The sequence below is a fragment of the Pararhizobium sp. A13 genome (genome assembly GCF_040126305.1).
Classification (GTDB): Bacteria; Pseudomonadota; Alphaproteobacteria; order Rhizobiales; family Rhizobiaceae; genus Pararhizobium.
This window is the reverse complement of record NZ_CP149510.1, coordinates 1,803,088-1,824,829: the sequence shown is the minus strand read 5'-3', so window position 1 is coordinate 1,824,829 and position 21,742 is coordinate 1,803,088. Positions and strand designations below refer to the sequence as shown.

The 21,742-nt window shown below is 60.8% G+C and carries 17 protein-coding genes; 7 read left to right on the top strand and 10 right to left on the bottom strand.

The features are described 5' to 3' along the window. Window positions 1-49: 49 nt before the first annotated feature. From WI754_RS08795 to edd, 5 genes are all read left to right on the top strand, one after another. Complete coding sequence (locus WI754_RS08795; RefSeq protein ID WP_349437306.1) at window positions 50-1,486, top strand: glutamine synthetase family protein; 1,437 nt, start codon at window positions 50-52, stop codon at window positions 1,484-1,486. A gap of 16 nt (window positions 1,487-1,502) precedes the next feature. Further along, a complete protein-coding gene (locus tag WI754_RS08790) occupies window positions 1,503-2,789 on the top strand; it encodes an FAD-binding oxidoreductase (protein ID WP_349437304.1) in 1,287 nt (428 codons plus the stop codon). Window positions 2,790-2,884: 95 nt separating this feature from the next. Further along, on the top strand, window positions 2,885-4,360 hold the full coding sequence (zwf, locus tag WI754_RS08785) for a glucose-6-phosphate dehydrogenase (RefSeq protein ID WP_349437303.1): 1,476 nt from the start codon (window positions 2,885-2,887) through the stop codon (window positions 4,358-4,360). 10 nt (window positions 4,361-4,370) lie between these two features. Next, complete coding sequence (pgl, locus tag WI754_RS08780) at window positions 4,371-5,069, top strand: 6-phosphogluconolactonase (RefSeq protein ID WP_349437302.1); 699 nt, start codon at window positions 4,371-4,373, stop codon at window positions 5,067-5,069. 194 nt (window positions 5,070-5,263) lie between these two features. Continuing rightward, window positions 5,264-7,084 carry a phosphogluconate dehydratase gene (edd, locus tag WI754_RS08775; RefSeq protein WP_349437301.1) on the top strand — a complete coding sequence of 607 codons (1,821 nt, stop codon included), beginning with the start codon at window positions 5,264-5,266 and terminating at the stop codon, window positions 7,082-7,084. A 50-nt stretch (window positions 7,085-7,134) separates the two neighbouring features. On the opposite strand, the gene WI754_RS08770 is transcribed toward edd, so the two are convergent. From WI754_RS08770 to WI754_RS08740, 7 genes are all read right to left on the bottom strand, one after another. Next, window positions 7,135-7,500, bottom strand: coding sequence for a Gfa-like protein (locus WI754_RS08770; RefSeq protein WP_349437300.1), 366 nt, complete (start codon window positions 7,498-7,500; stop codon window positions 7,135-7,137). 108 nt (window positions 7,501-7,608) lie between these two features. Next, complete coding sequence (locus tag WI754_RS08765) at window positions 7,609-8,016, bottom strand: hypothetical protein (RefSeq protein WP_037119649.1); 408 nt, start codon at window positions 8,014-8,016, stop codon at window positions 7,609-7,611. 143 nt (window positions 8,017-8,159) lie between these two features. Next, the gene (ugpC, locus tag WI754_RS08760) at window positions 8,160-9,248 is read right to left on the bottom strand and encodes a sn-glycerol-3-phosphate ABC transporter ATP-binding protein UgpC (protein WP_349437299.1); all 1,089 of its coding nucleotides are present in this window, start codon (window positions 9,246-9,248) and stop codon (window positions 8,160-8,162) included. 60 nt (window positions 9,249-9,308) lie between these two features. Further along, complete coding sequence (locus WI754_RS08755) at window positions 9,309-10,961, bottom strand: alpha-glucosidase family protein (RefSeq protein WP_349437775.1); 1,653 nt, start codon at window positions 10,959-10,961, stop codon at window positions 9,309-9,311. A 39-nt stretch (window positions 10,962-11,000) separates the two neighbouring features. After that, window positions 11,001-12,149: a carbohydrate ABC transporter permease gene (locus WI754_RS08750; protein WP_349437298.1), complete on the bottom strand. Its 1,149-nt coding sequence runs from the start codon at window positions 12,147-12,149 to the stop codon at window positions 11,001-11,003. Between the two features lies 1 nt (window position 12,150). Continuing rightward, window positions 12,151-13,161 carry a sugar ABC transporter permease gene (locus WI754_RS08745; RefSeq protein ID WP_349437297.1) on the bottom strand — a complete coding sequence of 337 codons (1,011 nt, stop codon included), beginning with the start codon at window positions 13,159-13,161 and terminating at the stop codon, window positions 12,151-12,153. 311 nt (window positions 13,162-13,472) lie between these two features. Continuing rightward, window positions 13,473-14,831: an ABC transporter substrate-binding protein gene (locus tag WI754_RS08740; RefSeq protein WP_349437296.1), complete on the bottom strand. Its 1,359-nt coding sequence runs from the start codon at window positions 14,829-14,831 to the stop codon at window positions 13,473-13,475. Between the two features lie 296 nt (window positions 14,832-15,127). On the opposite strand from WI754_RS08740, the gene WI754_RS08735 reads away from it, so the two are divergent. After that, window positions 15,128-16,159, top strand: coding sequence for a substrate-binding domain-containing protein (locus WI754_RS08735; protein ID WP_349437295.1), 1,032 nt, complete (start codon window positions 15,128-15,130; stop codon window positions 16,157-16,159). A gap of 23 nt (window positions 16,160-16,182) precedes the next feature. On the opposite strand, the gene folD is transcribed toward WI754_RS08735, so the two are convergent. Together folD and WI754_RS08725 are read right to left on the bottom strand one after the other, a co-directional pair. After that, window positions 16,183-17,082 (bottom strand): bifunctional methylenetetrahydrofolate dehydrogenase/methenyltetrahydrofolate cyclohydrolase FolD, encoded by a 900-nt coding sequence (folD, locus tag WI754_RS08730; RefSeq protein WP_349437294.1) that lies wholly within the window; start codon window positions 17,080-17,082, stop codon window positions 16,183-16,185. Window positions 17,083-17,313: 231 nt separating this feature from the next. Beyond that, a complete protein-coding gene (locus WI754_RS08725; RefSeq protein WP_349437293.1) occupies window positions 17,314-19,179 on the bottom strand; it encodes a GumC family protein in 1,866 nt (621 codons plus the stop codon). Window positions 19,180-19,587: 408 nt separating this feature from the next. Here WI754_RS08725 and WI754_RS08720 point away from each other — a divergent pair, with 408 nt between their 5' ends. Beyond that, window positions 19,588-20,853, top strand: coding sequence for a lipopolysaccharide biosynthesis protein (locus WI754_RS08720; RefSeq protein ID WP_349437292.1), 1,266 nt, complete (start codon window positions 19,588-19,590; stop codon window positions 20,851-20,853). 6 nt (window positions 20,854-20,859) lie between these two features. Here WI754_RS08720 and WI754_RS08715 read toward each other — a convergent pair whose 3' ends face one another. Beyond that, window positions 20,860-21,738: a DUF6492 family protein gene (locus WI754_RS08715; protein WP_349437291.1), complete on the bottom strand. Its 879-nt coding sequence runs from the start codon at window positions 21,736-21,738 to the stop codon at window positions 20,860-20,862. Window positions 21,739-21,742: the final 4 nt, after the last annotated feature.

Below are 21,742 nucleotides of genomic sequence, written 5' to 3'. Positions count from 1 at the left end.
TGCCAAACTCCGGCTATGATGACCCATCCGAACTCGAAACCGGTGATTTATGCCTGCCAGAAGAAGCATTACCCAACAAACAGCAAAGATCAGCAAGACTTCGAAAATACCGCCCGCCCTGCAATCTGCCCGAGGAGTCAAGACCTGGAAGGAAGCCACCGACTGGTTGAGAATCCGCGGCATCGAGGACATCGAGTGCATCACCCCCGATATCGCCGGCGTACCGCGCGGCAAGATGATGCCGTCCTCAAAATTCACCTCGAACACCTCGCTCGCCCTGCCGTCGGCGATTTACCGCCATACAATTTCGGGTGAATATCCGGAGGAAACGGGCGACTTCCGCTACGATTCCCGCGACAGTGACATCAAGCTGGTGCCCGACCTCTCGACCCTTTCGATCGTTCCTTGGGAAAGCGACCCGACGGCGCAAGTCATCTGCGACATCGCTGGATCGAAGGGCGAGAATGTACCCTATACGCCGCGCAACGTGCTGAAGCATGTGCTGGACCTCTACCACAAGAAAGGCTGGAACCCGGTGGTGGCGCCGGAAATCGAATTCTATTTGGTCGCCAAGAACGAAGACCCCGATTATCCGCTGAAACCGCCGACGGGACGCTCAGGCCGCGCGATCCTCAGCGGACAGGGATACTCCATCGCCGGTGTCAACGAATTCGACGAACTGATCGACGACATCTACCATTTCTCGGAAAAGCAGGGGTTGGAGATCGACACGCTGATCCATGAGGAAGGCCCGGCGCAGCTCGAAATCAACCTTCGCCATGGCGATCCGATCGAGCTTGCCGACCAGGTCTTCATGTTCAAGCGGACGATCCGCGAGGCGGCGTTGAAGCATGGCATCTACGCGACCTTCATGGCCAAGCCGATGCAGGGACAGGCCGGGTCCGCCATGCACATCCATCAGTCGGTCATCGAGATCAATACGGGGCGCAACCTGTTTTCCAATACCGACGGTTCGGCGTCGAAGGAATTCTTCTCCTTCATCGGCGGCATGCAGAAATATGTCCCGAAAGCGCTGTCGATGATGGCGCCTTATGTGAACTCCTATCGCCGTTTGACACCGGACATGTCGGCGCCGGTCAACAATGCCTGGGGCTATGACAACCGCACCACGGCCTTCCGCGTGCCGGTTTCGGAACCGGTTGCCCGGCGCGTCGAAAATCGGCTGCCGAGTTCGGATGCCAACCCCTATCTCGCACTCGCCGCCTCGCTCGGCTGCGGTTATCTTGGCATCGTTGAAGGGCTGGAACCATCGGCACCGTCGGACGACACGGTGAACGACGGGACGATCGACCTGCCGCGCGGCCTGCTGGAGGCCATTTCGCTGCTTGAATCGGAGCCGGCCTTCGCCGAAGTCTTCAGCCCTGAATTCATCGCCATCTATGCCGGCGTGAAGCGCGGCGAATTCGAAACCTTCATGCAGGTGATCAGCCCCTGGGAACGCGAATTCCTGCTTCTCAACGTCTGACCGGAAAGGTGTGGCCATGCCTTGGCAAAGCCCGATCTCGCCGGGGATTTCCTGGTATGAAGACGCCGTGCCTGAACGGCCGGAATATCCAGCCCTTTTCGGTTCGGTAGAGACCGACGTCGCGATCGTGGGCGGCGGCTTCACCGGTCTGCAGGCCGCCTACAATCTCGCGCTGAAAGGGGTTGGCGTCACTCTGATCGACGCCTGCCGCTTCGGCGACGGCGCCTCCGGCCGTAACGGCGGGCAGCTCGGCACCGGCCAACGCTGGTCGCCGGAAGAGCTTGAGGGAGCGCTGGGCTTCGAGCGCTCCAAGGCTTTGTTCGATCTCGCCGAGGATGCCAAGAAATACCTTCTCGACTTTGCGTCCACCCACAGCATCGACATCGAATATGTTCCGGGCCAGCTCAATGTCTGCCACAAGAAGAGCCTCGAGAAGGATTACCGCGACAGCGTCGAGATCGCCGCATCTCACTACGGTTATCCGCACCAGAGTTTCATGGATCGCGACGAAACCGTCGCCCGGCTCGGCTCAGATCGCTATCTCTTCGGCATCCGCGACACCGGCACCGGCCACATCCAACCGATGAAGCTGCTCGTCGGCTTGGCGAAGCAGGCGGCCCTGGCCGGCGCCTCGTTGCACGAGAAGACCAAGGCGCTGAAAATCAGCCAGAACAGTGGCCGGATCACCATCGAAACCGACAAGGGCAATATCCGCGCGGAAAGAGCGCTGATCGCCTGCAACGGCTATATCGGCGATCTTGAGCCGGTCACGGCGCGGCATGTGATGCCGATCCGTTCCTTCATCGGCGCAACAAAGGTCCTCACCGATTTCCCGGATGTGCTGCCGGGCGGCGAGGCGGTTGCCGATTCGCGCTTCGTCGTGCGCTATTTCCGCAAGTCGAGGGACGGCCGGTTGCTGTTTGGCGGCCGCGAGGCCTATACGGCCGATAATCCGCGCGATATCACCGACCATATCCGCCGCCAGATCACGGAAATCTACCCGTCGCTGGCCAACATCGAAATGACGCATGCCTGGGGCGGCTCCGTCGGCATCACCATGCCGCGCCAGCCCTTCGTGCGCGAAGTCATGCCCGGTGTTACCTCGATCGGCGGCTATTCCGGTCATGGCGTCATGCTGTCAAACTACTGTGGCAAGCTCTACTCTGACCTCGTGATCGGCAATCGGTCGGATCTCGATCTTTTTCGGGACTTGAACATTCCGGCATTCCCGGGTGGCACGCGGTTCCGGTCCGTGCTTTTGTTCCTCGCGCTCAGCTGGTATGCCTTGCGCGACAAATTCTAAAAGCCGTGCGGCTTCATTTTATTGCATCGCACCCTAGCGCTTTTAAATCGATTAGATTATAAACTCCTCAGACCAGAACGAGATCGAGATTTCTCATGAGCAGCCAGATCATCCCTGTCGAACCCTTTGACTATGTGGTTTTCGGAGGCACCGGCGACCTTGCCGAGCGCAAGTTGCTTCCTGCCCTCTATCACCGCCAGCTGGACGGCCAACTGAGCGATCCGACCCGCGTCATTGGCGCATCGCGCAGCGTGCTCAGCCACGAGGAATACCGAAAATTCGCCCAGGACGCCCTCAGGGAGCATCTGAAGCAGGGCGAATACGACGAGGCGCAGGTCAAGATTTTCACCGATCGCCTCTTCTACGTTCCCGTCGACGCCAAGTCGGACAGTGGCTGGGACCAGCTGAAGCACCTGCTGGATGAAGGCAAGGATCGCGTCCGCGCCTTCTATCTCGCCGTTGCGCCGGCCATCTTCGGCGACATCTCGGAAAAGATCCGTGACCACAAGCTGATTACAAAGATGACGCGGATCGTCGTCGAAAAGCCGATCGGCCGAGACCTTGCCTCGGCGCTCGAACTCAACGACACGATAGGCAAGGTGTTCAAGGAAGAGCAGATCTTCCGTATCGATCACTATCTCGGCAAGGAAACCGTGCAGAACCTGATGGCGCTGCGCTTTGCCAACACGCTTTATGAGCCGCTGTGGAACTCCTCCTATATCGACCACATCCAGATTACGGTTGCCGAATCCGTCGGCCTTGAGAGCCGCGCAGGCTATTACGACAAGGCCGGCGCGCTGCGCGACATGGTGCAGAACCATATCCTGCAGCTTCTCTGCCTTGTCGCCATGGAAGTGCCGCCGTCGATGAATGCGGAAGCCGTGCGCGACGAAAAGCTGAAGGTGCTGCGCGCGCTGAAGCCGATCACCCCCGGCAACGTCGAGAAACTGACCGTGCGCGGCCAGTACAAGGCGGGCGCTTCCGCCGGCGGTGCGGTCAGGGGTTATCTCGAGGAGCTTGAAGGCGGTGTCTCCAACACGGAGACCTTTGTCGCCATCAAGGCAGAGGTCGATAATTGGCGGTGGGCCGGCGTTCCCTTCTACATCCGCACGGGCAAGCGCATGGCGGGCCGCATGTCGGAAATCGTCATCACCTTCAAGCCTATCCCGCACTCGATCTTCGACGAGGCAGCGGGCCGCATCGCTGCCAACCAGTTGATCATCCGGCTGCAGCCGGACGAAGGCGTCAAGCAGTCGCTGATGATCAAGGACCCAGGCCCGGGCGGCATGCGCCTGCGCAACGTTTCGCTCGACATGACCTTCGCTGAAGCCTTCAATGCCCGCAGCGCCGATGCTTACGAGCGCCTGTTGCTCGATGTGGTGCGCAACAACCAGACGCTGTTCATGCGCCGCGACGAGGTCGAGGCCGCTTGGCGGTGGGTCGATCCGATCCTCAAGGCGTGGGAAGCCGTCGGCCAGCAGGTTCAGGCCTATACGGCCGGCACCTGGGGCCCGAGCCAGGCGATCGCGCTGATCGAGCGCGATGGCCGCACCTGGCATGAAGTGATCTGAGGGCCATGAAATGACGGCTGCGATGCATGTTTTCGATAGCGGCGCGGCACTTGCCGAAGGGCTGGCCGGCGCGGTGGCATCGGCCCTGTCCGCGGCCGTCGCTGCGCGCGGGCAAGCCCGCATCGCCGTCTCGGGCGGCTCGACCCCGAAGGCCTTCTTCAAGGCCCTGTCCGGCAAGGCGATCGACTGGTCCAAGGTAACAGTGACGCTGGTGGACGAACGTTTCGTCGATCCCTTCAGCGACCGGTCGAATGAGAAGCTGGTTCGCGAAAACCTCCTGGTCAACGCAGCCACGGCGGCCAAGCTTGAACCGCTCTACTATCCTGCGTCGACCGCCGAAGAAGCGGCTGCGGTTGCCTCGACGCAGACGGCCGGTATCGGCGGTCCTTTCGATGTCGTCATTCTCGGCATGGGTGGCGATGGTCACACCGCGTCCTTCTTTCCCGGCGGTTCGCGCCTTGCAGAGGCGCTCGACCCCGCCACGCCGCGCGGCGTGATGACGATGGAAGCCGAAGGTGCGGGCGAGCCGCGTCTGACCTTCACATTCTCCAGCCTTCAGGACGCCCGTTTTCTGGTGCTCCATATCGAAGGCAACGGCAAGAGGGAAGTTCTTGCCAAGGCAGAAGCGCCCGGCGACGAGGCGGAGATGCCGATCCGGGCGATGTTGCGCCGGGCCTCGTCTCCGCTTCAGATTTACTGGGCACCCTAGAGCATGATGCCGAAAAGTGTAAGCGGTTTTCGGACGACATCATGCTCTAACTCTTTGATGTAGAGGCGGATTCAGATTTTAGGTCGATCGACCTGAAATCATTCGGCTCTGACGCACGATCCGGGGTCCCAAGACCCGGATGACCGCAACCATGCTGACTAGAGGAGTCGTAAGGACTCCGGAACAGGATTGCCATGTCCGCTGATTCCCGCATTGCCGCCATCACCGCCCGCATTGTCGAGCGTTCGAAACCCTTCCGCGAACCCTATCTCGATCGCGTGCGCAACGCGGCAGCGAAGGGTGTGCATCGCTCGGTTCTCGGCTGCGGTAACCTTGCCCACGGCTTCGCAGTCTGTTCCCCCTCCGAGAAGGTCGCCCTTTCGGGCGACACTGTGCCCAATCTGGGCATCATCACGTCCTACAACGACATGCTGTCGGCGCATCAGCCGTTCGAGACCTACCCCGCCCTTATCCGTGAGGCGGCACATGAAGCAGGCGGCATCGCACAAGTGGCGGGCGGCGTGCCGGCGATGTGCGACGGCGTGACCCAGGGCCAGCCCGGCATGGAGCTTTCGCTGTTTTCCCGTGACCTGATCGCCATGGCCGCGGGTATCGGCCTGTCGCACAACATGTTCGATTCGACCGTCTATCTCGGCGTCTGCGACAAGATCGTGCCCGGCCTGATGATCGCCGCGATGACCTTCGGCCATCTGCCGGCCGTCTTCATTCCGGCCGGCCCGATGACCTCCGGCCTGCCGAATGACGAGAAGTCCCGCGTGCGGCAGTTGTTCGCCGAAGGCAAGGTTGGCCGCGACGAATTGCTCGAAGCCGAATCGAAGTCCTATCACGGCCCCGGCACCTGCACCTTCTATGGCACGGCAAACTCCAACCAGATGCTGATGGAGATCATGGGCTTCCACCTGCCCGGCGCTTCCTTCATCAATCCGGGTACGCCGCTGCGCGATGCGCTGACCAGAGAAGCAACGAAACGGGCTCTGGCGATCACCGCGCTCGGCAATGAATTCACCCCCGCCGGCGAGATGATCGACGAACGCTCGATCGTCAACGGCGTTGTCGGCCTGCACGCGACCGGCGGCTCGACCAACCACACCATGCATCTCGTCGCCATGGCCCGCGCGGCGGGCATCGCGCTGACATGGCAGGATATTTCGGAGCTGTCCGACATCATCCCGCTGCTCGCCCGCGTCTATCCGAACGGACTTGCCGACGTGAACCATTTCCATGCCGCCGGCGGCATGGGCTACTTGATTGGTCAGCTTCTGAAGAAGGGGCTGCTGCATGACGACGTGCGCACCGTCTTCGGCCAGGGGCTCGATGCCTATGCGATCGACGTGAAGCTCGGCGCCAACGGCGCCGTTCACCGCGAACCGGCACCGGAGCAAAGCCACGATCCGAAGGTTCTGGCGACGATCGATCATCCGTTCCAGCCGACGGGCGGCCTGAAAATGTTGACGGGCAACCTCGGCAAGGCCGTCATCAAGATTTCCGCCGTCAAGCCGGAACGCCACGTCATCGAGGCGCCAGCCAAGATCTTCCACGACCAGTCGGAACTGCAGACGGCCTTCAAGGAAGGCAAGCTTGAGGGCGATTTCATTGCCGTCGTCCGCTTCCAGGGGCCGAAGGCCAACGGCATGCCGGAACTGCACAAGCTGACAACGGTGCTCGGCATCCTGCAGGACCGCGGCCAGACCGTTGCGCTTGTTACCGATGGTCGCATGTCCGGCGCCTCCGGCAAGGTTCCTTCGGCGATCCACATGACGCCGGAGGCCAAGGACGGCGGGCCGATCGCCCGTATCCGCGAGGGCGACATCATTCGCCTCGACGCCATCCACGGCACGATCCAGGTGCTCGTCGATGCCTCGGAGCTCGAAAGCCGCGCGCCGGTCGAAGCCGATCTGTCCCACAATGAGTTCGGGATGGGCCGCGAAATGTTCGCACCGTTCCGGGCCGCAGTCGGCGCGGCGGAACACGGCGCCAGCGTCTTCTTCCACTGAAAGCAGGAGCCCTCGGCCTTAAACCGGGGGCTTTCTTCTCCAGACGTTGATCAGGGCAACGGACCCGGATGCATGTCGCTGCGGCCGTCATAACGCTCAATCTGCAAGTCGAAAATGTCGATCCCTTCGATACAGCGGGCATTGATCGACACGCGCTCGCCGGGATAGCCGGTGCGCATCAGGGCAACACCACATGTCGGACAGAAATGATGGCCTTCGGTGACGCAGCGCCAGACATAGGTAGACATGCGGCGCCGTTCGCTGAGCAGCGTTATCTTGTTGGCGGGGACCTTCCAGTGGAGGAAGCCAGTGCGCCGGCAGGTCGAACAATTGCACTCGATCAGCTCGGAAATCTCTTCATCGACTTCAAGGCAGATATCGCCGCAATGACAGGATAGGCGATAGGGTCGTTCCATCAGTGATCATCTCGCTTTGCCGTGTCCGATGCCTATCAGTCCGCCTCTTGAGAGCGGAGTCAAGCGCGGGCAGCAACCGGCCGCGCCAATCGCGCAGAATTGAAACGATCAGCTGTAGATGTCGAGCACGCGGTTCCGGTGGTTGGGATGGGTGCTGTAGACGAAGATGCGGTTGAGGTCGCGCTCGGACATCAATCGCAGGAAACGCGCTTCGAGGATGTTGTTGGCATGCACGCGCTTGACGATGCAGCCGATCATGCCGATGCGGGCGCTCGGGATGTCGAGATAGAAATTCTGAGGCAGCTTGAACTGCGTAGCGATGCCGATAACAGCGCTGCTTTTGGAGATTTGCAGCAGTTCGCAGCGGCGCGAGGACAAGTTGAGCATACCGTTTTCGGTATATTCGATGCGTGCCTCGTTGCGGGTTTCCTCCATCGGGAAGTTTGCTTCCCGATCGTACATGAAGGATTCTTCGCGGCTGAGATATGTCGGTTTATCGGATGCCTGTCCCCGCATCGATCTGCTCCCCTGCTGTATTTCCAACAGATTAGCGGTGGAGATTTAACAGAGTGTGAGTCGGGAGCTGGAAATAGTACCGGTTGCAAGAAAATCCGGCCGAAAAAGAATTCCGGACGGATTCCTTGAAGGTCCTGCAGGGCTTATACGCGATAGCTTTTGCCGTTCGCGTCGAACAGATGCAGCTTGGCCTTGTCGGCAGTGAACCGGACCTTGTCGCCGCGCTTGACAGCGAGAATGCCAGGTATCTTGGCGATGATCGGTTCGTTGGCGACCAGCCCCTCGATATAGAGAAGGGTGACTTCGCCCAGCGCTTCGATAATCGCAACCGTACCCTCGAACAGAAAGTTGTCGCCGGTCGAAACCCGCAGGTCTTCCGGGCGGACGCCGAAACTTGCCGTCTTGCCGTTTTCGGAGGCCGGGGTCGCGATGTCGAGAACATCCCGCTTGCCGCCGGTCAGTTCGACCGTCGTTTCCGCGCCAGTGCCGACGATCTTCGCCGGAATGATGTTCATCGCCGGAGAGCCGATGAAGCGGGCGACGAAAAGGTTGGCGGGTCGCTCGTAGAGTTCGAGCGGCGGGCCGACCTGCTCGATATGACCGGCAGACAGAACGACGATGCGGTCAGCCAACGTCATCGCTTCGACCTGGTCGTGGGTGACGTAGATCATCGTCGTATCGGCCATGGCCTCATTCAGCTTGGCGATCTCGATGCGGGTCGCGACGCGAAGGGCAGCGTCCAGGTTCGACAGAGGCTCATCGAACAGGAACACCTTCGGATCGCGGCAGATGGCGCGGCCGATGGCAACGCGCTGGCGCTGGCCGCCGGAAAGCGCCTTGGGCAAGCGGTCGAGATATTTGGTGAGCTGCAGGATATCGGCGGCGGAGCGGACGCGCCGGTCGATCTCCTCCTTCGGTTCCTTGGCGATGCGCATGCCGAAGGCCATGTTGTCATAGACCGTCATATGCGGATAAAGCGCGTAGGACTGGAAGACCATGGCGATGCCGCGCTGCGAGGGCGGCACGTCGTTGACCAGGCGATCGGCGATATACATTTCTCCACCGGAGATTTCCTCAAGCCCGGCGATCATGCGCAAGAGCGTGGACTTGCCGCAGCCTGAGGGGCCAACGAAAACCACGAACTCGCCCTGCTTGATCTGGAGATCAATGCCGTGAATGACATCAACCGCGCCATAGGACTTGCGGATATCCTTCAGTTGCAAACCTGCCATGCCACCCTCCTCTTCATTCTCTCGTTTTTATCGGCACCCGTGGATACCGGCTTGATCCGATTATTCGACACGGGCAAAAAAGCCGCTCCACGCCGGTAGCGTGATCTTCTCGTCACCCAGCTGCGATTCGAAACCATGGCCTTCGAGCACGTCGAGCTTCTCGATCGGCCGGTCGACGGTCGTCGCCTCGCCGCTCATGTTGAACAGGCACAGGATCGTCTCGTTGCCGAATTTGCGCTCGAAGCCGAGCACCGGCGCCTCATAGGTCCGGAACTCTATCTCGCCCTTGGCAAAGGCGGGATGCTGCTTGCGGAACGCTAGGAAGCGCCGGTAGTGATTGAGCACCGAGCGCTGATCCGCCTGCTGCACTGAGACGGCGCGGGCGAGATGCTCCTGCGGCACCGGCAACCACGGCTTGCCACCGCTGAAACCGCCATTGACGGCGCTGCCATCCCAGACCATCGGCGTGCGGCAACCGTCGCGCCCCTTGAAGTCCGGCCAGAACTGGATGCCATAAGGATCCTGCAGATCCTCGAAGGCAAGATCGGCTTCCGTCAGCGCGAGTTCCTCACCCTGATAGATGCAGACCGAGCCGCGCAACGTCATCAGCAGGCTGCAGAGAAACTTCGCATGCGCCTGATGATCGGCGACATCGAGGCCCCAGCGGCTAATATGGCGCACCACGTCGTGGTTGGAAAATGCCCAGCAGGCCCAGCCTTCCGGCGCTGCACGGGCAAAATCATGCAGCACCTGCGCGACGCCTGCCGGCGTCAGCGGATCGGGCGACAGGAATTCGAAGGCGTAGCACATATGCATCTTGTCGTTGCCGGAGGTGTATTGTCCGGCGATCTCAAGACCGATCTGACTGTCGCCGACCTCGCCGACGGCGGCGATCGCCGGATACTCGTCCATGACGGCGCGGAACCGCTTCAGGAACTCCAGGTTCTCCGGCTGGTTCTTGTCGTAGAGATGTTCCTGATAGTTATACGGGTTGACCGCCGGCGCCGTGTTGGCATTGCGGCGTTCCGGCGCCAGCGCCGGATTGTCGCGCAGCTGCTTGTCGTGGAAATAGAAGTTGATCGTATCCAGCCGGAAGCCATCGACGCCGCGCTCCAACCAGAAGCGTTCGACGGCAAGCAGCGCGTCCTGAACTTCCGGATTGTGCAGGTTGAGGTCCGGCTGCGAGGTCAGGAAGTTGTGCATGTAGTATTGCAGCCGCGTCGGGTCCCACTGCCAGGCCGAGCCACCGAAGATGGACATCCAATTGTTCGGCGGCGTGCCGTCGGGCTTGGATTCCGACCAGACATACCAGTCCGCCTTCGGATTGAAGCGGCTGGAGCGACTTTCGACAAACCAGGGATGTTGATCCGACGTATGCGACAGCACGAGATCGATCATCACCCGGATGCCGAGGCGGTGCGCCTCGGTGATCAGGTCGTCGAAATCGGACAGCAGACCGAAGATCGGATCGACACCGTTGTAGTTCGACACGTCGTAGCCGAAATCCCTCATCGGCGAGGTGAAGAACGGCGAGATCCAGATCGCGTCGACGCCGAGCGAGGCGACATGCGGCAGGCGGGCGGTGATGCCCTTCAGGTCGCCGATGCCGTCACCATTGGAGTCCTGGTAGGAGCGCGGATAGATCTGATAGATCACCGCGCCGCGCCACCAGTCGCGGTCGGCCGTCAGGGTGGAACCACCCGCCGGAGTCATGCTCATGTTCATTTCAGTCCAATTCCCGTTTTCGAAAGATCAACCGCCCTTGACCGAGCCCGCCAGCAGGCCGCGTACGAGGTAGCGCTGCAGGCTGAAGAAGACGATCAGGGGTACGATGATGGTGATGAAGGCAGACGCTGTCAGGATTTCCCAGTTGCCGCCGCGCGAGCCAAGCAGATTGACCAGGCGCCCGGTCAGGACGAGCGAGTCATTGCCTGTGCCGAGGAAGACCATGGCGACCAGCAGGTCGTTCCAGGTCCAGAGGAACTGGAAGATCGCGAAGGAGGCGAGCGCCGGAAAGGACAAGGGTAGGATGATCTTGACGAAGATATCGAAATCGCTGGCGCCATCCACACGGGCGGACTCCATGATTTCACGCGGCAGGCCGGCCATATAGTTGCGCAAGAGATAGATGGCGAGCGGCAAGCCGAAGCCCATATGCGCCAACCAGATGCCGACATAGGTCTTGGCCGGCACCCCAAGGAAGGCTCCGACGCCGTTGTACAGTTTCAGCAGCGGGATCAGCGACATCTGCAGAGGGACGACCAGAAGGCCGACCACCACGGCGATCAGGATCGCGCGGCCGGGGAACTTCATCCAGGCCAGCGCATAGGCCGCAAAGGCGGCGACCAGGATCGGAATGATCGTCGAGGGTATGGCGACCGTCAGCGAGTTGATGAAGGAAGCGCCGATGCCTTCCGCCCGCATGACTTCAATATAATTATCGATGGTGAAACGCGGCGGAACGGCTGCCGTATAGAAGATCCGCTGGCCGCGCGTGCCTTCCATCGCCTTGTCGGAGACGATTTCAAATGTACCATCGGCTTGCACGACGAGTTTTTCACCGTCGCTGAGATCCGTGGTTTGCCCCGGCTGGAATGCCGCAGGTTCTCGGCTGTTGAAGCCGAAGGCAGAGACCTGGCCGGTCGACTGGCCTTCGAGCAAATTGCCGGATATAACGAACTTACCGTCCTTTTCCACCTGCTTGTCGGCGCCCGGGGCGCGATAGACGAGGTTCTGCGTCGAGGTCGACAGCGCGGTCCACCAGCCGGAGACGGCAAGTTGGTCCTTGTCGCGCAATGACGAGATCAGGAGGCCTGCGGTCGGCAGCGTCCAGAGCAGAACCAGCAAAAGGACCGAGAGATGGACGACCCAGATGAGCGGCGAGCGGGAAGAAGCAATCATCTCAGCGGCCCTCCATTTCCTTGGCAGCGTTACGGATGTTCCAGATCATGATCGGGATCACCAGCACCATGATGACGACGGCGATCGCAGCACCCCGCCCGAAGTCACCGCCCCCGCGGAACATCCAGTCGAACATGAGGTTAGCGAGAACCTGGCTTTGCCACTGCCCGTTGGTCATGGCGAGAACGATATCGAAGACCTTGAGCACCAGGATGGTGATGGTGGTCCAGACGACGGCGATCGTGCCCCAGATCTGGGGGATCATGATCTTGAAGAAAATCTGCAGGCCATTGGCACCGTCGATGACGGCGGCCTCGATGGTCTCTTCCGGAATGCCTCGCAGAGCCGCGGACAGAATGACCATGGCGAAACCGGTCTGGATCCAGATCAGGATGACCATCAGGAAGAAATTGTTCCAGAAGGGCAGCGTCATCCAGGCTTCCGGCGATCCGCCTAAATAGACGACAAGCGCGTTCAGAAGACCTATCTGCTCGGAGCCTTCCGGACGGAAATCATAGATGAACTTCCAGATGACCGAGGCGCCGACAAAGGAGATCGCCATTGGCATGAAGATCAGCGTCTTGGCGATATTGCCCCACCAGATGCGATCGGTCAGCGCCGCGATGATCAGCCCGAAGAAGGTTGCCGCCGCCGGAACGACGAGCAGCCAGAGGAAATTGTTATAGATCGACTGGCGGAATTCGCCGTCATTGATCATCCAGTTAAAATTGCTTAGGCCGACGAAATCCTGGCCGGACTTGTCGTGGAAGCTCAGCCAGGCGGATTCGATCACCGGGTAGATCAAGTAGATGGTCAGCGACACCATCGCCGGCCCGAGAAAGAGCCAGGGGCGGATGGCATTGGTGATGCGCAGGTTGCGCGACGCAACCTTGCCAGTCAGACCTTTCGACGGAAAAATCCGGTCAAGAATCCAGTTCGTCCCGTAAAAATAGGCGACGCAGGCGAGAACTCCCGCGGCCATCGTTGTGATGGCAAAAAGCAACTGCTGCATGGCAACTTCCCTCCCCAGGAATACATGGCCGTCAGCGCGGCCTGTCCGCCCGTGTCGCTCGATCTCCTATACGGAGACCTACGGCAGGCTGAACGGTCGGTTGCCCTGCGTGGCATCACACGCCCGGCAGGGCCGCGTCCGTTCAGAGACGCTTCTTCGACCCCTCTCGACATCCGCCCTTCCCGATGTCGGAGCGCTGCGGACTCTCAGGTCTTCCGGTCTTTTTTTGATGTGGTGCCGGAACACGACCGGCACCGTTTTGTTCGATGGTTTGGCAGGCTGGCGACCACCCTGCCAACATTCTCCGATCCTTACTTGATCGCGTCCCAGGCCTTCTGGACGTCCGCTGCGACATCAGCCGACGACTTGCCGCCGACATAGTCGACCATGCCGGTCCAGAATGCGCCCGCACCGATCTTGCCCGGCATCAGGTCGGAACCGTCGAAGCGGAAGGTCGTGGCATTGAGCAGGATTTCGCCCTGCTTTTTCATCGGGCCGTTGGCATAGGTGTCCTTGTTGGCGCTCTTGAGCGGCGTGAGGAAGCTCGACTGCGCCATCCAGACTTCATGCGCGATCGGGGTCTTCAGGAACTCGATGAAAGCGCGTGACGCCGGCGTGTCCTTGGTGATCATGGCGAGCGTGCCGGCGCCGAGAACCGGATTGCCGAGATCCGCCTTGCTTGCATAAGGCGGCATGTAGAAGAAGTCCGCATCCTCGCCGACAACCGTGCCTTCCGGGAAGAAGGACGGGATGAACGACGCCTGATGGTGCAGATAGCACTTCGGCGGAGAGGCGAAGAGGCCCTTGGGGCTGTCGCGGAAGTCGGTGGACGCGACCGCTGCAGCACCGCCATCGACGTTCTTGTCGTTCTTTGCAAACCAGCCGAATTCATCGATCGCGCCGGTCACTGCAGCGTCGGTGAACGGAATGGCGTTGGTGGTCCACTTGTCATAAACATCTGCCGGTTGCGTACGCAGCATCATGTCCTCGACCCAGTCGGTTGCCGGCCAGCCTGTGGCGCCGCCGGAGCCGAGGCCGATGCACCAGGGCGTGCCGCCGTCGGCAACGATCTTCTCGGTGAGCGCCTTCAATTCTTCCATGGTCTTCGGAACTTCATAGCCCGAGTCCTCGAAGTTTTCCGGCACGTACCAGACGAGCGACTTCACGTCGATCTTGTAGGGAAATGCGTAGAGTTCCTTCTTGCCATCCTTGCCCGCATAGGTCGACAGATCGACCCAGGACTGGCCGGCAGCGTAGTTGTCGAGAAGCCACTTCTGGGTCTCTTCGCCGAGCGGCGTCAGATAGCCCTTGGAGGCGAGATCGGCGATCAGGCCCGGCTGCGGCAGGACGGCAACGTCCGGCGGGCTGCCTGCCTGCGTATCGATGACGATCTGCTGCTCGTAGTTTTCCGAGGACGAGTATTTCACGTCCACGCCGGTTGCGTCGCGGAAATAATCCAGCACCGACTCGACCAGCGCCTGGTCTTCGCCGCGCCAGGGGCCGAAGATCGTCAGCGTCTGACCCTTGAGGTCATGACCCTTCTTGAACTCTTCGTAGCTTCCCCAGTTGAATTTGGAATCTTCGCCCGGCTTGAATTTCAGCTCGGCGGCATTTGCGGCACCCGCCGCAAGCGCAATCGCTGCCACTCCCATCAAGAATGTTCTCTTCACGTCATTTCCTCCCAAGAAAGACCCAGCCCATTGACGCCGGGCGAACATCATTGCGCCTCGAAATTCAAAGCGCTTTGAGTTTGCTAACAAATCATTTCGACCGGCAGGAAGTCAAGGGCTTTCCCACAAATGGCGAAAAAACGAATAAATCGTGCATCGCAGCGAATGTTTGCAGTGCAATGAAGTGGATTTTTCTGGTTGACTGCCACCGCCGGTGATACAAAATCCGCCGCGCGCTGTGGATGGAAAGCAAAAACCAAACGGAAATCAAAGCGCTTTGGGAGGACGCGCGGACCATGAATGTGAATTTGAAACAGCTCGCAGAAATGTTAGGCCTGTCGCAAACGACCGTCAGTCGGGCGCTTAACGGATATCCGGAAGTTAACGCCGAAACACGCCAGCGGGTCCTGAGCGCTGTGCGCGAAACCGGGTACAGGCCGAATCGCGCGGCCCAGAGGCTGGCCACCGGCCGGGCAGGCTCCATCGGCCTCGTCATGCCGATTGCCCAGGGTATCGATTCCGACGTCCATTTCGGCGAATTCCTGGCCGGGCTCGGCGAAGAATCCGTCCGGCACGATTTTCATTTCGTCATCAATCCGAGCGCGCCCGACGACGAGGAAGCAACGTTCAAGCGGTTGGCAGCCAGCGGCAACGTGGACGCGCTGTTCCTCGCCTATGTGCGCGCCAATGATCCGCGCATTGCCATGCTGAAATCGCTGTCGATCCCCTTCGTCGTCCATGGGCGGGCGATCGGACAACCGGCCGACTACCCCTTCCTCGATATCGACAACACCGCGGCCTTCTATGACGCGACGCGGCTCTTGATCCAGCTCGGGCACCGGCGGATCGCATTGATCAACGGCCCGGCCAATCTGACGTTTTCGATCCGGCGCAAGAAGGGAATGCAGCGCGCACTGGAGGAAAACGGCCTGTCTTTCGACGAAGACCTCGCCCATCATTCTCTGATGACGGATGAATATGGCCACCGGGCGATGCAGCGGTTTCTCGAACGAGAAGAGCCGCCAACAGCGGTTCTGTGTTCCAGCACCGTGATAGCGCTCGGCGCCGTCAGGGCCATTAGCAAGGCGGGATTGCAACTCGGCACTGATATTTCGCTGATCGCCCATGACGACGTTCTGCCGATGCTGAAGCCGGAGAATTTCAGCGTTCCGTTGACGACCACGCGCTCGTCGCTCAGGGCAGCCGGATCGCGGATCGCCACCCGGCTGATTTCCCGCATCCTGAAGACCGGCGACTATCCCGAGCAGGAGCTGTGGCGGGCGGAGCTGATCGTCAGGGCCTCCACCGGCCCTGCCCCGAAGTCATAGAGCAATCGCCGACGGCGGTCGGATCAGAATTTCGGCGCCTTCCTGCCGGCCTTGCGATAAGCCGCGATCACGGTGTTTGCCATCAGCATGGCGATGGTCATCGGGCCGACGCCACCTGGAACCGGCGTGATGACGCTGGCAACTTTTGCGCATTCCTCGAAGGCGACATCACCGACCAGGCGGAACCTACCATCACCGCGTTCGGGAGCGGCAATACGGTTGATGCCGACATCGATGACAGTCGCGCCGGGCTTGACCCAATCGGCCTTGACCATTTGCGGGCGTCCGACGGCGGCAACGAGGATATCGGCGCCACGGCAGACGCCAGGCAGATCCTTGGTGCGCGAATGCGCAACCGTCACCGTCGCGTTGGCCGCCAAAAGCAGTGCCGCCATCGGCTTGCCGAACAGGTTGGAGCGGCCGATGACGACAGCGTTGAGACCGGAAAGATCCTCACCATGCGTGCGCTTGACGAAGACCATGGCGCCAGCCGGCGTGCAGGAGACGAGACCGCCATCGAGATCGCCGGTCGCGACCTTGCCGGCATTGACGACGTGCAGACCGTCGACGTCCTTTTCAGGCAGGATGGACTGGATGATCGGGTCGGAATTGAGATGTTTGGGCAGCGGAAGCTGCACGAGGATACCGTGCAGGCTTTCGTCCTTGTTCAAGGTCTGCACCAGCGCCGCGAGTTCCTCCTGCGTCGTTTCCTCCGGCAGCGTATGCTGCACCGAGGTAAAACCGCACTCCTTGGCCATCTTGCTCTTAGCCGAGACATAGGCATGGCTTGCCGGATCGTCGCCAACGATAACCACGGCCAGACCGGTCTTGACGCCGGTCTGTTCCTGCAGCGCCTCAGACGCGGTTTTTACGGCGTCGATCACCGAAGCTGCAACTTGCTTGCCATCAATCACGGTCGTCACGGCGTTCTCCCAGATTCTCGTTTGGTCTATGCACTCTAGGTTTGGCGAAAGATATCGGTGGCCTCAATGCGTCCTATGCTGTCCCGATCGAATAAATTCAAGGCCGATTGAGCGGCCGCGGTGCGGAAACACAACCGGCTTGCGATTTTCTATCATTCTATCATTGCTGAGAAAATGAAGCCGACGGACCGCTCGCCGCGATCCGGTCCGTTCGCAGATGAGAATAGTCAACTAACGCCGTCCGCTGGTCCGCGAGTTCGCATAGTGCTCGACACGGGAGCGCAGCGCGCGCAAATCCTGCTGAACCTGCGCCATGTCGTCACGACCCTGATTCAGATTGGATGGCGCGATGTCCCGGCGCGCGGGAACTGCCGAGAGCGCTGCCGCCGAGGCGGCCGCATGATGCACCGACGGCATCCACGCCCGGTGTTCCGGTGGGGCGGGCAATGGATCGTCAAAGTATCTCAAGGATCCCGGGCCGTCCGGATGATGATCCCCCTGTCCGGGTGGATCGCGCAGCGGAACAACACTCGCCGGTTGGTTCGACCGCCGAAAGAGGTCCTTCAGGCTCCGGTAAGTGCCGAGCGCCATGCCCAGTCCGACGCCTGCCATGAACCCGGCAATCAAGCCGCCGATCGCGATCAGCTTGCGCGACGGACCCTTGGCCTGGAGCGGCGGTTCCGCCTGTGAGACGACCCGGATATTCTTGGAGGTCAGCTTTTCCTCCTGGCCGGTTTCGCTTGCCCGCTTCAGGAAGGATTCATAGATGGTTCGGGTCGCGTTTGCCTTGCGCTGCAATTCGCGCAATTCGATGAAGCCTGCCGACGAGTTGACCTGCTGCGCTTTGCGAACCGCCAACTGCTGGAGAAGGTCCTTCTCGGTGCGGACCGCCCGCTGCAATTCGGTCTGCGCCGTTGCCTCGATGCGGCGAAGCTCGTTGCCGATTTCCGAACGCGCAACTTCAAGCGACTGGACGGCCGCCAGCCTCTGGGGGTGGCGGGGCCCAAGGCTTGCGTCGAGCGCGCCCAATTGCGCGCGCGCCATCGAATATTGCTTGCGCAACTCCTGCAGGGTTACAGAGCTCAGCTCCTCCGGAAACGCGCCGCTGAGCACGTCGTTCAACCGCGTCTTGGTGGCAACATCTGCTTTGGCCCTGGCTTCGGCAATGCGGTTGCGCACGGCGGCAACCTGATCGTTGAGGGCGAGAAGCTGCTTGTCGGAAATCAATTTGCCATCAGCGTCGACGATATCGTTATCGGCCTTGTATCTTTCGACCGCGTTTTCAGCGGTGTCCAGTTCCTTGCGCAGATCAGCCAGCCGACTGTCGAGCGCCGCCGTGGTCTGCTGGAAGAAACCGGACTGGGCCGCCTGCTCTTCTGCGAGGAATGTCGAGACAAGGCGGTTGGCGATGAGCGCCGATTTTGCCGGATCGTGGGTCTGCACCTCGACGGTGACGATGAAGGTCTTCGGATCACGCGACACGCTGACGGCTTCGCTCAATTTTTCGAGCGTGCGCGGATTGACGCCCGATGCCGGCGCCGGCTTTCCCTTGCCGGGAGAAACGATTTCGCGGATGACATCGATCCCGGCCGCCAGGCCGCCCGTGCGCGCGGAATTACCGCTGAATTCCGGATCGCGGTCGAGACCCAGGTCAATGGCAACCCTTTCAAGAACCGTGCGCGATCGCAGCACTTCGAGCTGACTATCAACCAGCGCAAGAATGGCTTCGGTCGCCAGGCTTTCCTTGGACAGGTCCGAATCCGTCAGCCGCACCTCGCGCGGATCGACGTAGAGCTTGCTCTCCGAGACATAGACGCTGGGGGTCGACATGGCGAGCAGTACACCGCCTACGGCACCGACAACCGTCAATGCCATAACAACCTTGCGAAGTTGCCAGACGGAGCTCAGGATCGTGGCGACATCGATCAGAGGACGATCCTGCCCGTCTGCTGGCACTCCGAAGGAGGAAGACACCGCCGGCGAGGAACGTACGGCGGAAGTGGCCTGCTTTTCCGCTTCTGATGCCGGCCCCACGTTCCGGTCATCGCGCTTGAACCAGCCGGAAAATCGAGCGCCGGTCCGCTTCGACGCTTCCATTGCCTCCTGGAGCGGAGGCTGGTTGGCTCTGCGGGACTGTGCCGTTTGCTGTTCGACGGGTGGGCTGCCGAGGCGGTTCAGCAGGGCGGTAGCGCCGCGCGCAGGTGCGGGCCGTGCCGTAGCGGGCGACGTTTTCGAACGGCGCGACGGCTTCCCTTCGCTTGACGGAACGTCAAGCAGGGAGCGGCGAACCACAGTCCGTTTGTTGTCATCCGGATCGAACATCGAGGCCTGCAAGCGCCCGCGATCGGGCAAAAGGAGGAATTGTGCACGGAGCTTAAGTTTTTATGGAAAACAAACCGTTAACACCCGGCTGGCGACGCACCGCAAATGCTGCAAACCGGCCGTTTCAAACTGCTCATTAAGCTTTAGCGGTTAGAAACGGGACAGCACATCTGGACCCGGCCCGTGATCGATTTCTCCAAGACCCTCTATGCGCGCCACAGCGGCGTGATCCACGCCTATCTCTCCATGACGGGCGGGTCGGCGGGCAGGCTCGTGCTGTCACTCGTCTATTTCATCTGCATTGCCAACGGGCTTTCCGTCGCCGAGTTCGGCCTGTTTGCGACTGCGTCCGCCGCCGGCATCATGATCTCCCGGGTGCTCGCCTTCGGCTTCATGTCGCCGCTCTACCGGGTCGCCACCGTCAAGCCTCTGCTGGTCGGCACTTACAGCGCCGGGTTCGTGGCTGGCGCTGTTCTTTCCCTGCCCTTGATCGCAATTCTGTGCCTCGCCATCTACTACGCCGTGTTCGCGCGTGACATGACGTTTGGCGTCTTCCTCGCCCTCATGGCCGCCGAGATCATCTGCTGGCGCGGGCTGGAGGTCGTTGCCATCGTGCTCAACGGCCTCGGCCGCTTCGGCCGCGCCGCGCTTTTGGTGGTGATCGGCACGGGCATGCGCACTGCTGCAGCCCTTGGCTTTTCATTCTCGCATTGGGCATCGCTCGAAACGTGGTCGCTGCTTTATCTTGCGTCCAACCTGGTTAGCCTGCTGATCGCTGTCATTTGGTTCTTTCCGAAGGTCCGGCTGCGCTGGCGGCCGGAACTCTACATTCGCCGCTGGGTGGATTCCGTCTCGGTCGCAGGCGCCGAGGTGCTGTTCTACATCCAGTCGGAATTCGACAAGATCGCCGTGCTTGCGATCGGCGGGCCCCAGGTTTCGGGGATCTATGCCATCATCATGCGGCTTGCCGATCTGACGGCATTGCCCGTTCGGTCGTTCAACATGTTGCTGGTACAGAAGATCATGCGCACGCCCGGCACGATCTCATCCTGGCGGACGCGACTAACGATAGAAGCTCTGGTCGCGGCGGTATCCTTCATGGCAATAGCCGCCATGGCCATCTACCTCTGGATTTTTCCACGCGGACTTGGAAACAACGTCGCAGAGGCGGCGCCCTATCTGATGGCGGTGCTTCTGGTGCCCTCGTTCCGCAATCTGGTCGAGTATCACTCGGAACTGCTCTATGCGACGGGCCGCACCGTGCGCCGGATGTTCAACCTGGTGATTGCGGGCGTGGTAAAAGTCGGCCTGCTCGCTGCGGTGTTCACGGCCAGTACCGATGTCTCCCATTGGGCGCCCCTGCTGAATGGCGTGTATCTGGCGCTCTATGGCGCGTCTTTCGCGCTCACCTATAGTGCGCTGCGCGGCGAAGCCGGGCGGGTAATCTGAGGACGATCAAGCGGCGCGTTCGAGAACGATGTTGCGGATGTCGGCGAGGTCGTGCCCGACGAAGGATTGCACGCCGATGCCGATGTGATGCGGCGATATATCACGCAGGAAATGCCTGAGGCCGCTGATGTCGCGCGCATAGCTGTCGTCGAACCAGAGGACGTGGCAGAGCCCGTCGGGTGACGCCACGTGCCCCTCGCCCTTCAACACGTCATCGACGAAACGGCCGTAGATCATGCATTCCGAAAACTGCCGCGAGCGGATGATTGCACGGATCCAGTCGCGGCCATGCAGCGCCTCGACATGATCGAGCAGTGCCCGGCAGCTATCGGTGCGCCAGGCGATCAGCGTGTTGATATAGTCGTTGGCGGGCAAGCTGAAAGGGCCGATGCCGAGCAGCCTGTCGGAATGGGCAAGCCATTCGAGATGGTTGGAGCGCATCCGCTCGCCGATCGCCCCGTCCTGGCGATAAAGCGTCAACCGATCACCCTGCCAGAGGTTTGCAGGATCGAAGTCACGCAGGAAAACCACATCGGAGTCGACCGCGAACATCGTCTCTTCCTTGATGTGGCGGCACAGTGCAAGCCTGCGCAACTGCTGCACATGCCAGCCGCGCAAGGGAAGGCTGTAGGGGCTGATCCAGAGCTTGCGGCGACCAGCCGACATCGGATCCGGCACGGCACGCAGCCACCAGGGCAAAAGATCGCTCTCGCTGATGACCTGACGGCGAGAGCCTTCCAACTGGCGAAACAGGGCAACGTCAAACGGGGCAACAAGCAGATAATGAACCCAATCGCCCTTCAGCCGCATATCCATGCTTTCGCACAACAGGCGGCAACGCTCGAAATCATTGGCATAGGAGGCCGTCACGACAGCGGTGCGCATCATG

What these genes read in the sequence shown, in the direction of transcription:
- WI754_RS08795 (WP_349437306.1), top strand. Translation starts at nt 50, where the DNA reads ATGCCTGCCAGAAGAAGCATTACCCAACAAACAGCAAAGATCAGCAAG.
- WI754_RS08790 (WP_349437304.1), top strand. Translation starts at nt 1,503, where the DNA reads ATGCCTTGGCAAAGCCCGATCTCGCCGGGGATTTCCTGGTATGAAGAC.
- zwf (WP_349437303.1), top strand. Translation starts at nt 2,885, where the DNA reads ATGAGCAGCCAGATCATCCCTGTCGAACCCTTTGACTATGTGGTTTTC.
- pgl (WP_349437302.1), top strand. Translation starts at nt 4,371, where the DNA reads ATGACGGCTGCGATGCATGTTTTCGATAGCGGCGCGGCACTTGCCGAA.
- edd (WP_349437301.1), top strand. Translation starts at nt 5,264, where the DNA reads ATGTCCGCTGATTCCCGCATTGCCGCCATCACCGCCCGCATTGTCGAG.
- WI754_RS08770 (WP_349437300.1), bottom strand. Translation starts at nt 7,500, where the DNA reads ATGGAACGACCCTATCGCCTATCCTGTCATTGCGGCGATATCTGCCTT.
- WI754_RS08765 (WP_037119649.1), bottom strand. Translation starts at nt 8,016, where the DNA reads ATGCGGGGACAGGCATCCGATAAACCGACATATCTCAGCCGCGAAGAA.
- ugpC (WP_349437299.1), bottom strand. Translation starts at nt 9,248, where the DNA reads ATGGCAGGTTTGCAACTGAAGGATATCCGCAAGTCCTATGGCGCGGTT.
- WI754_RS08755 (WP_349437775.1), bottom strand. Translation starts at nt 10,961, where the DNA reads ATGACTCCGGCGGGTGGTTCCACCCTGACGGCCGACCGCGACTGGTGG.
- WI754_RS08750 (WP_349437298.1), bottom strand. Translation starts at nt 12,149, where the DNA reads ATGATTGCTTCTTCCCGCTCGCCGCTCATCTGGGTCGTCCATCTCTCG.
- WI754_RS08745 (WP_349437297.1), bottom strand. Translation starts at nt 13,161, where the DNA reads ATGCAGCAGTTGCTTTTTGCCATCACAACGATGGCCGCGGGAGTTCTC.
- WI754_RS08735 (WP_349437295.1), top strand. Translation starts at nt 15,128, where the DNA reads ATGAATGTGAATTTGAAACAGCTCGCAGAAATGTTAGGCCTGTCGCAA.
- WI754_RS08725 (WP_349437293.1), bottom strand. Translation starts at nt 19,179, where the DNA reads ATGGAAGCGTCGAAGCGGACCGGCGCTCGATTTTCCGGCTGGTTCAAG.
- WI754_RS08715 (WP_349437291.1), bottom strand. Translation starts at nt 21,738, where the DNA reads ATGCGCACCGCTGTCGTGACGGCCTCCTATGCCAATGATTTCGAGCGT.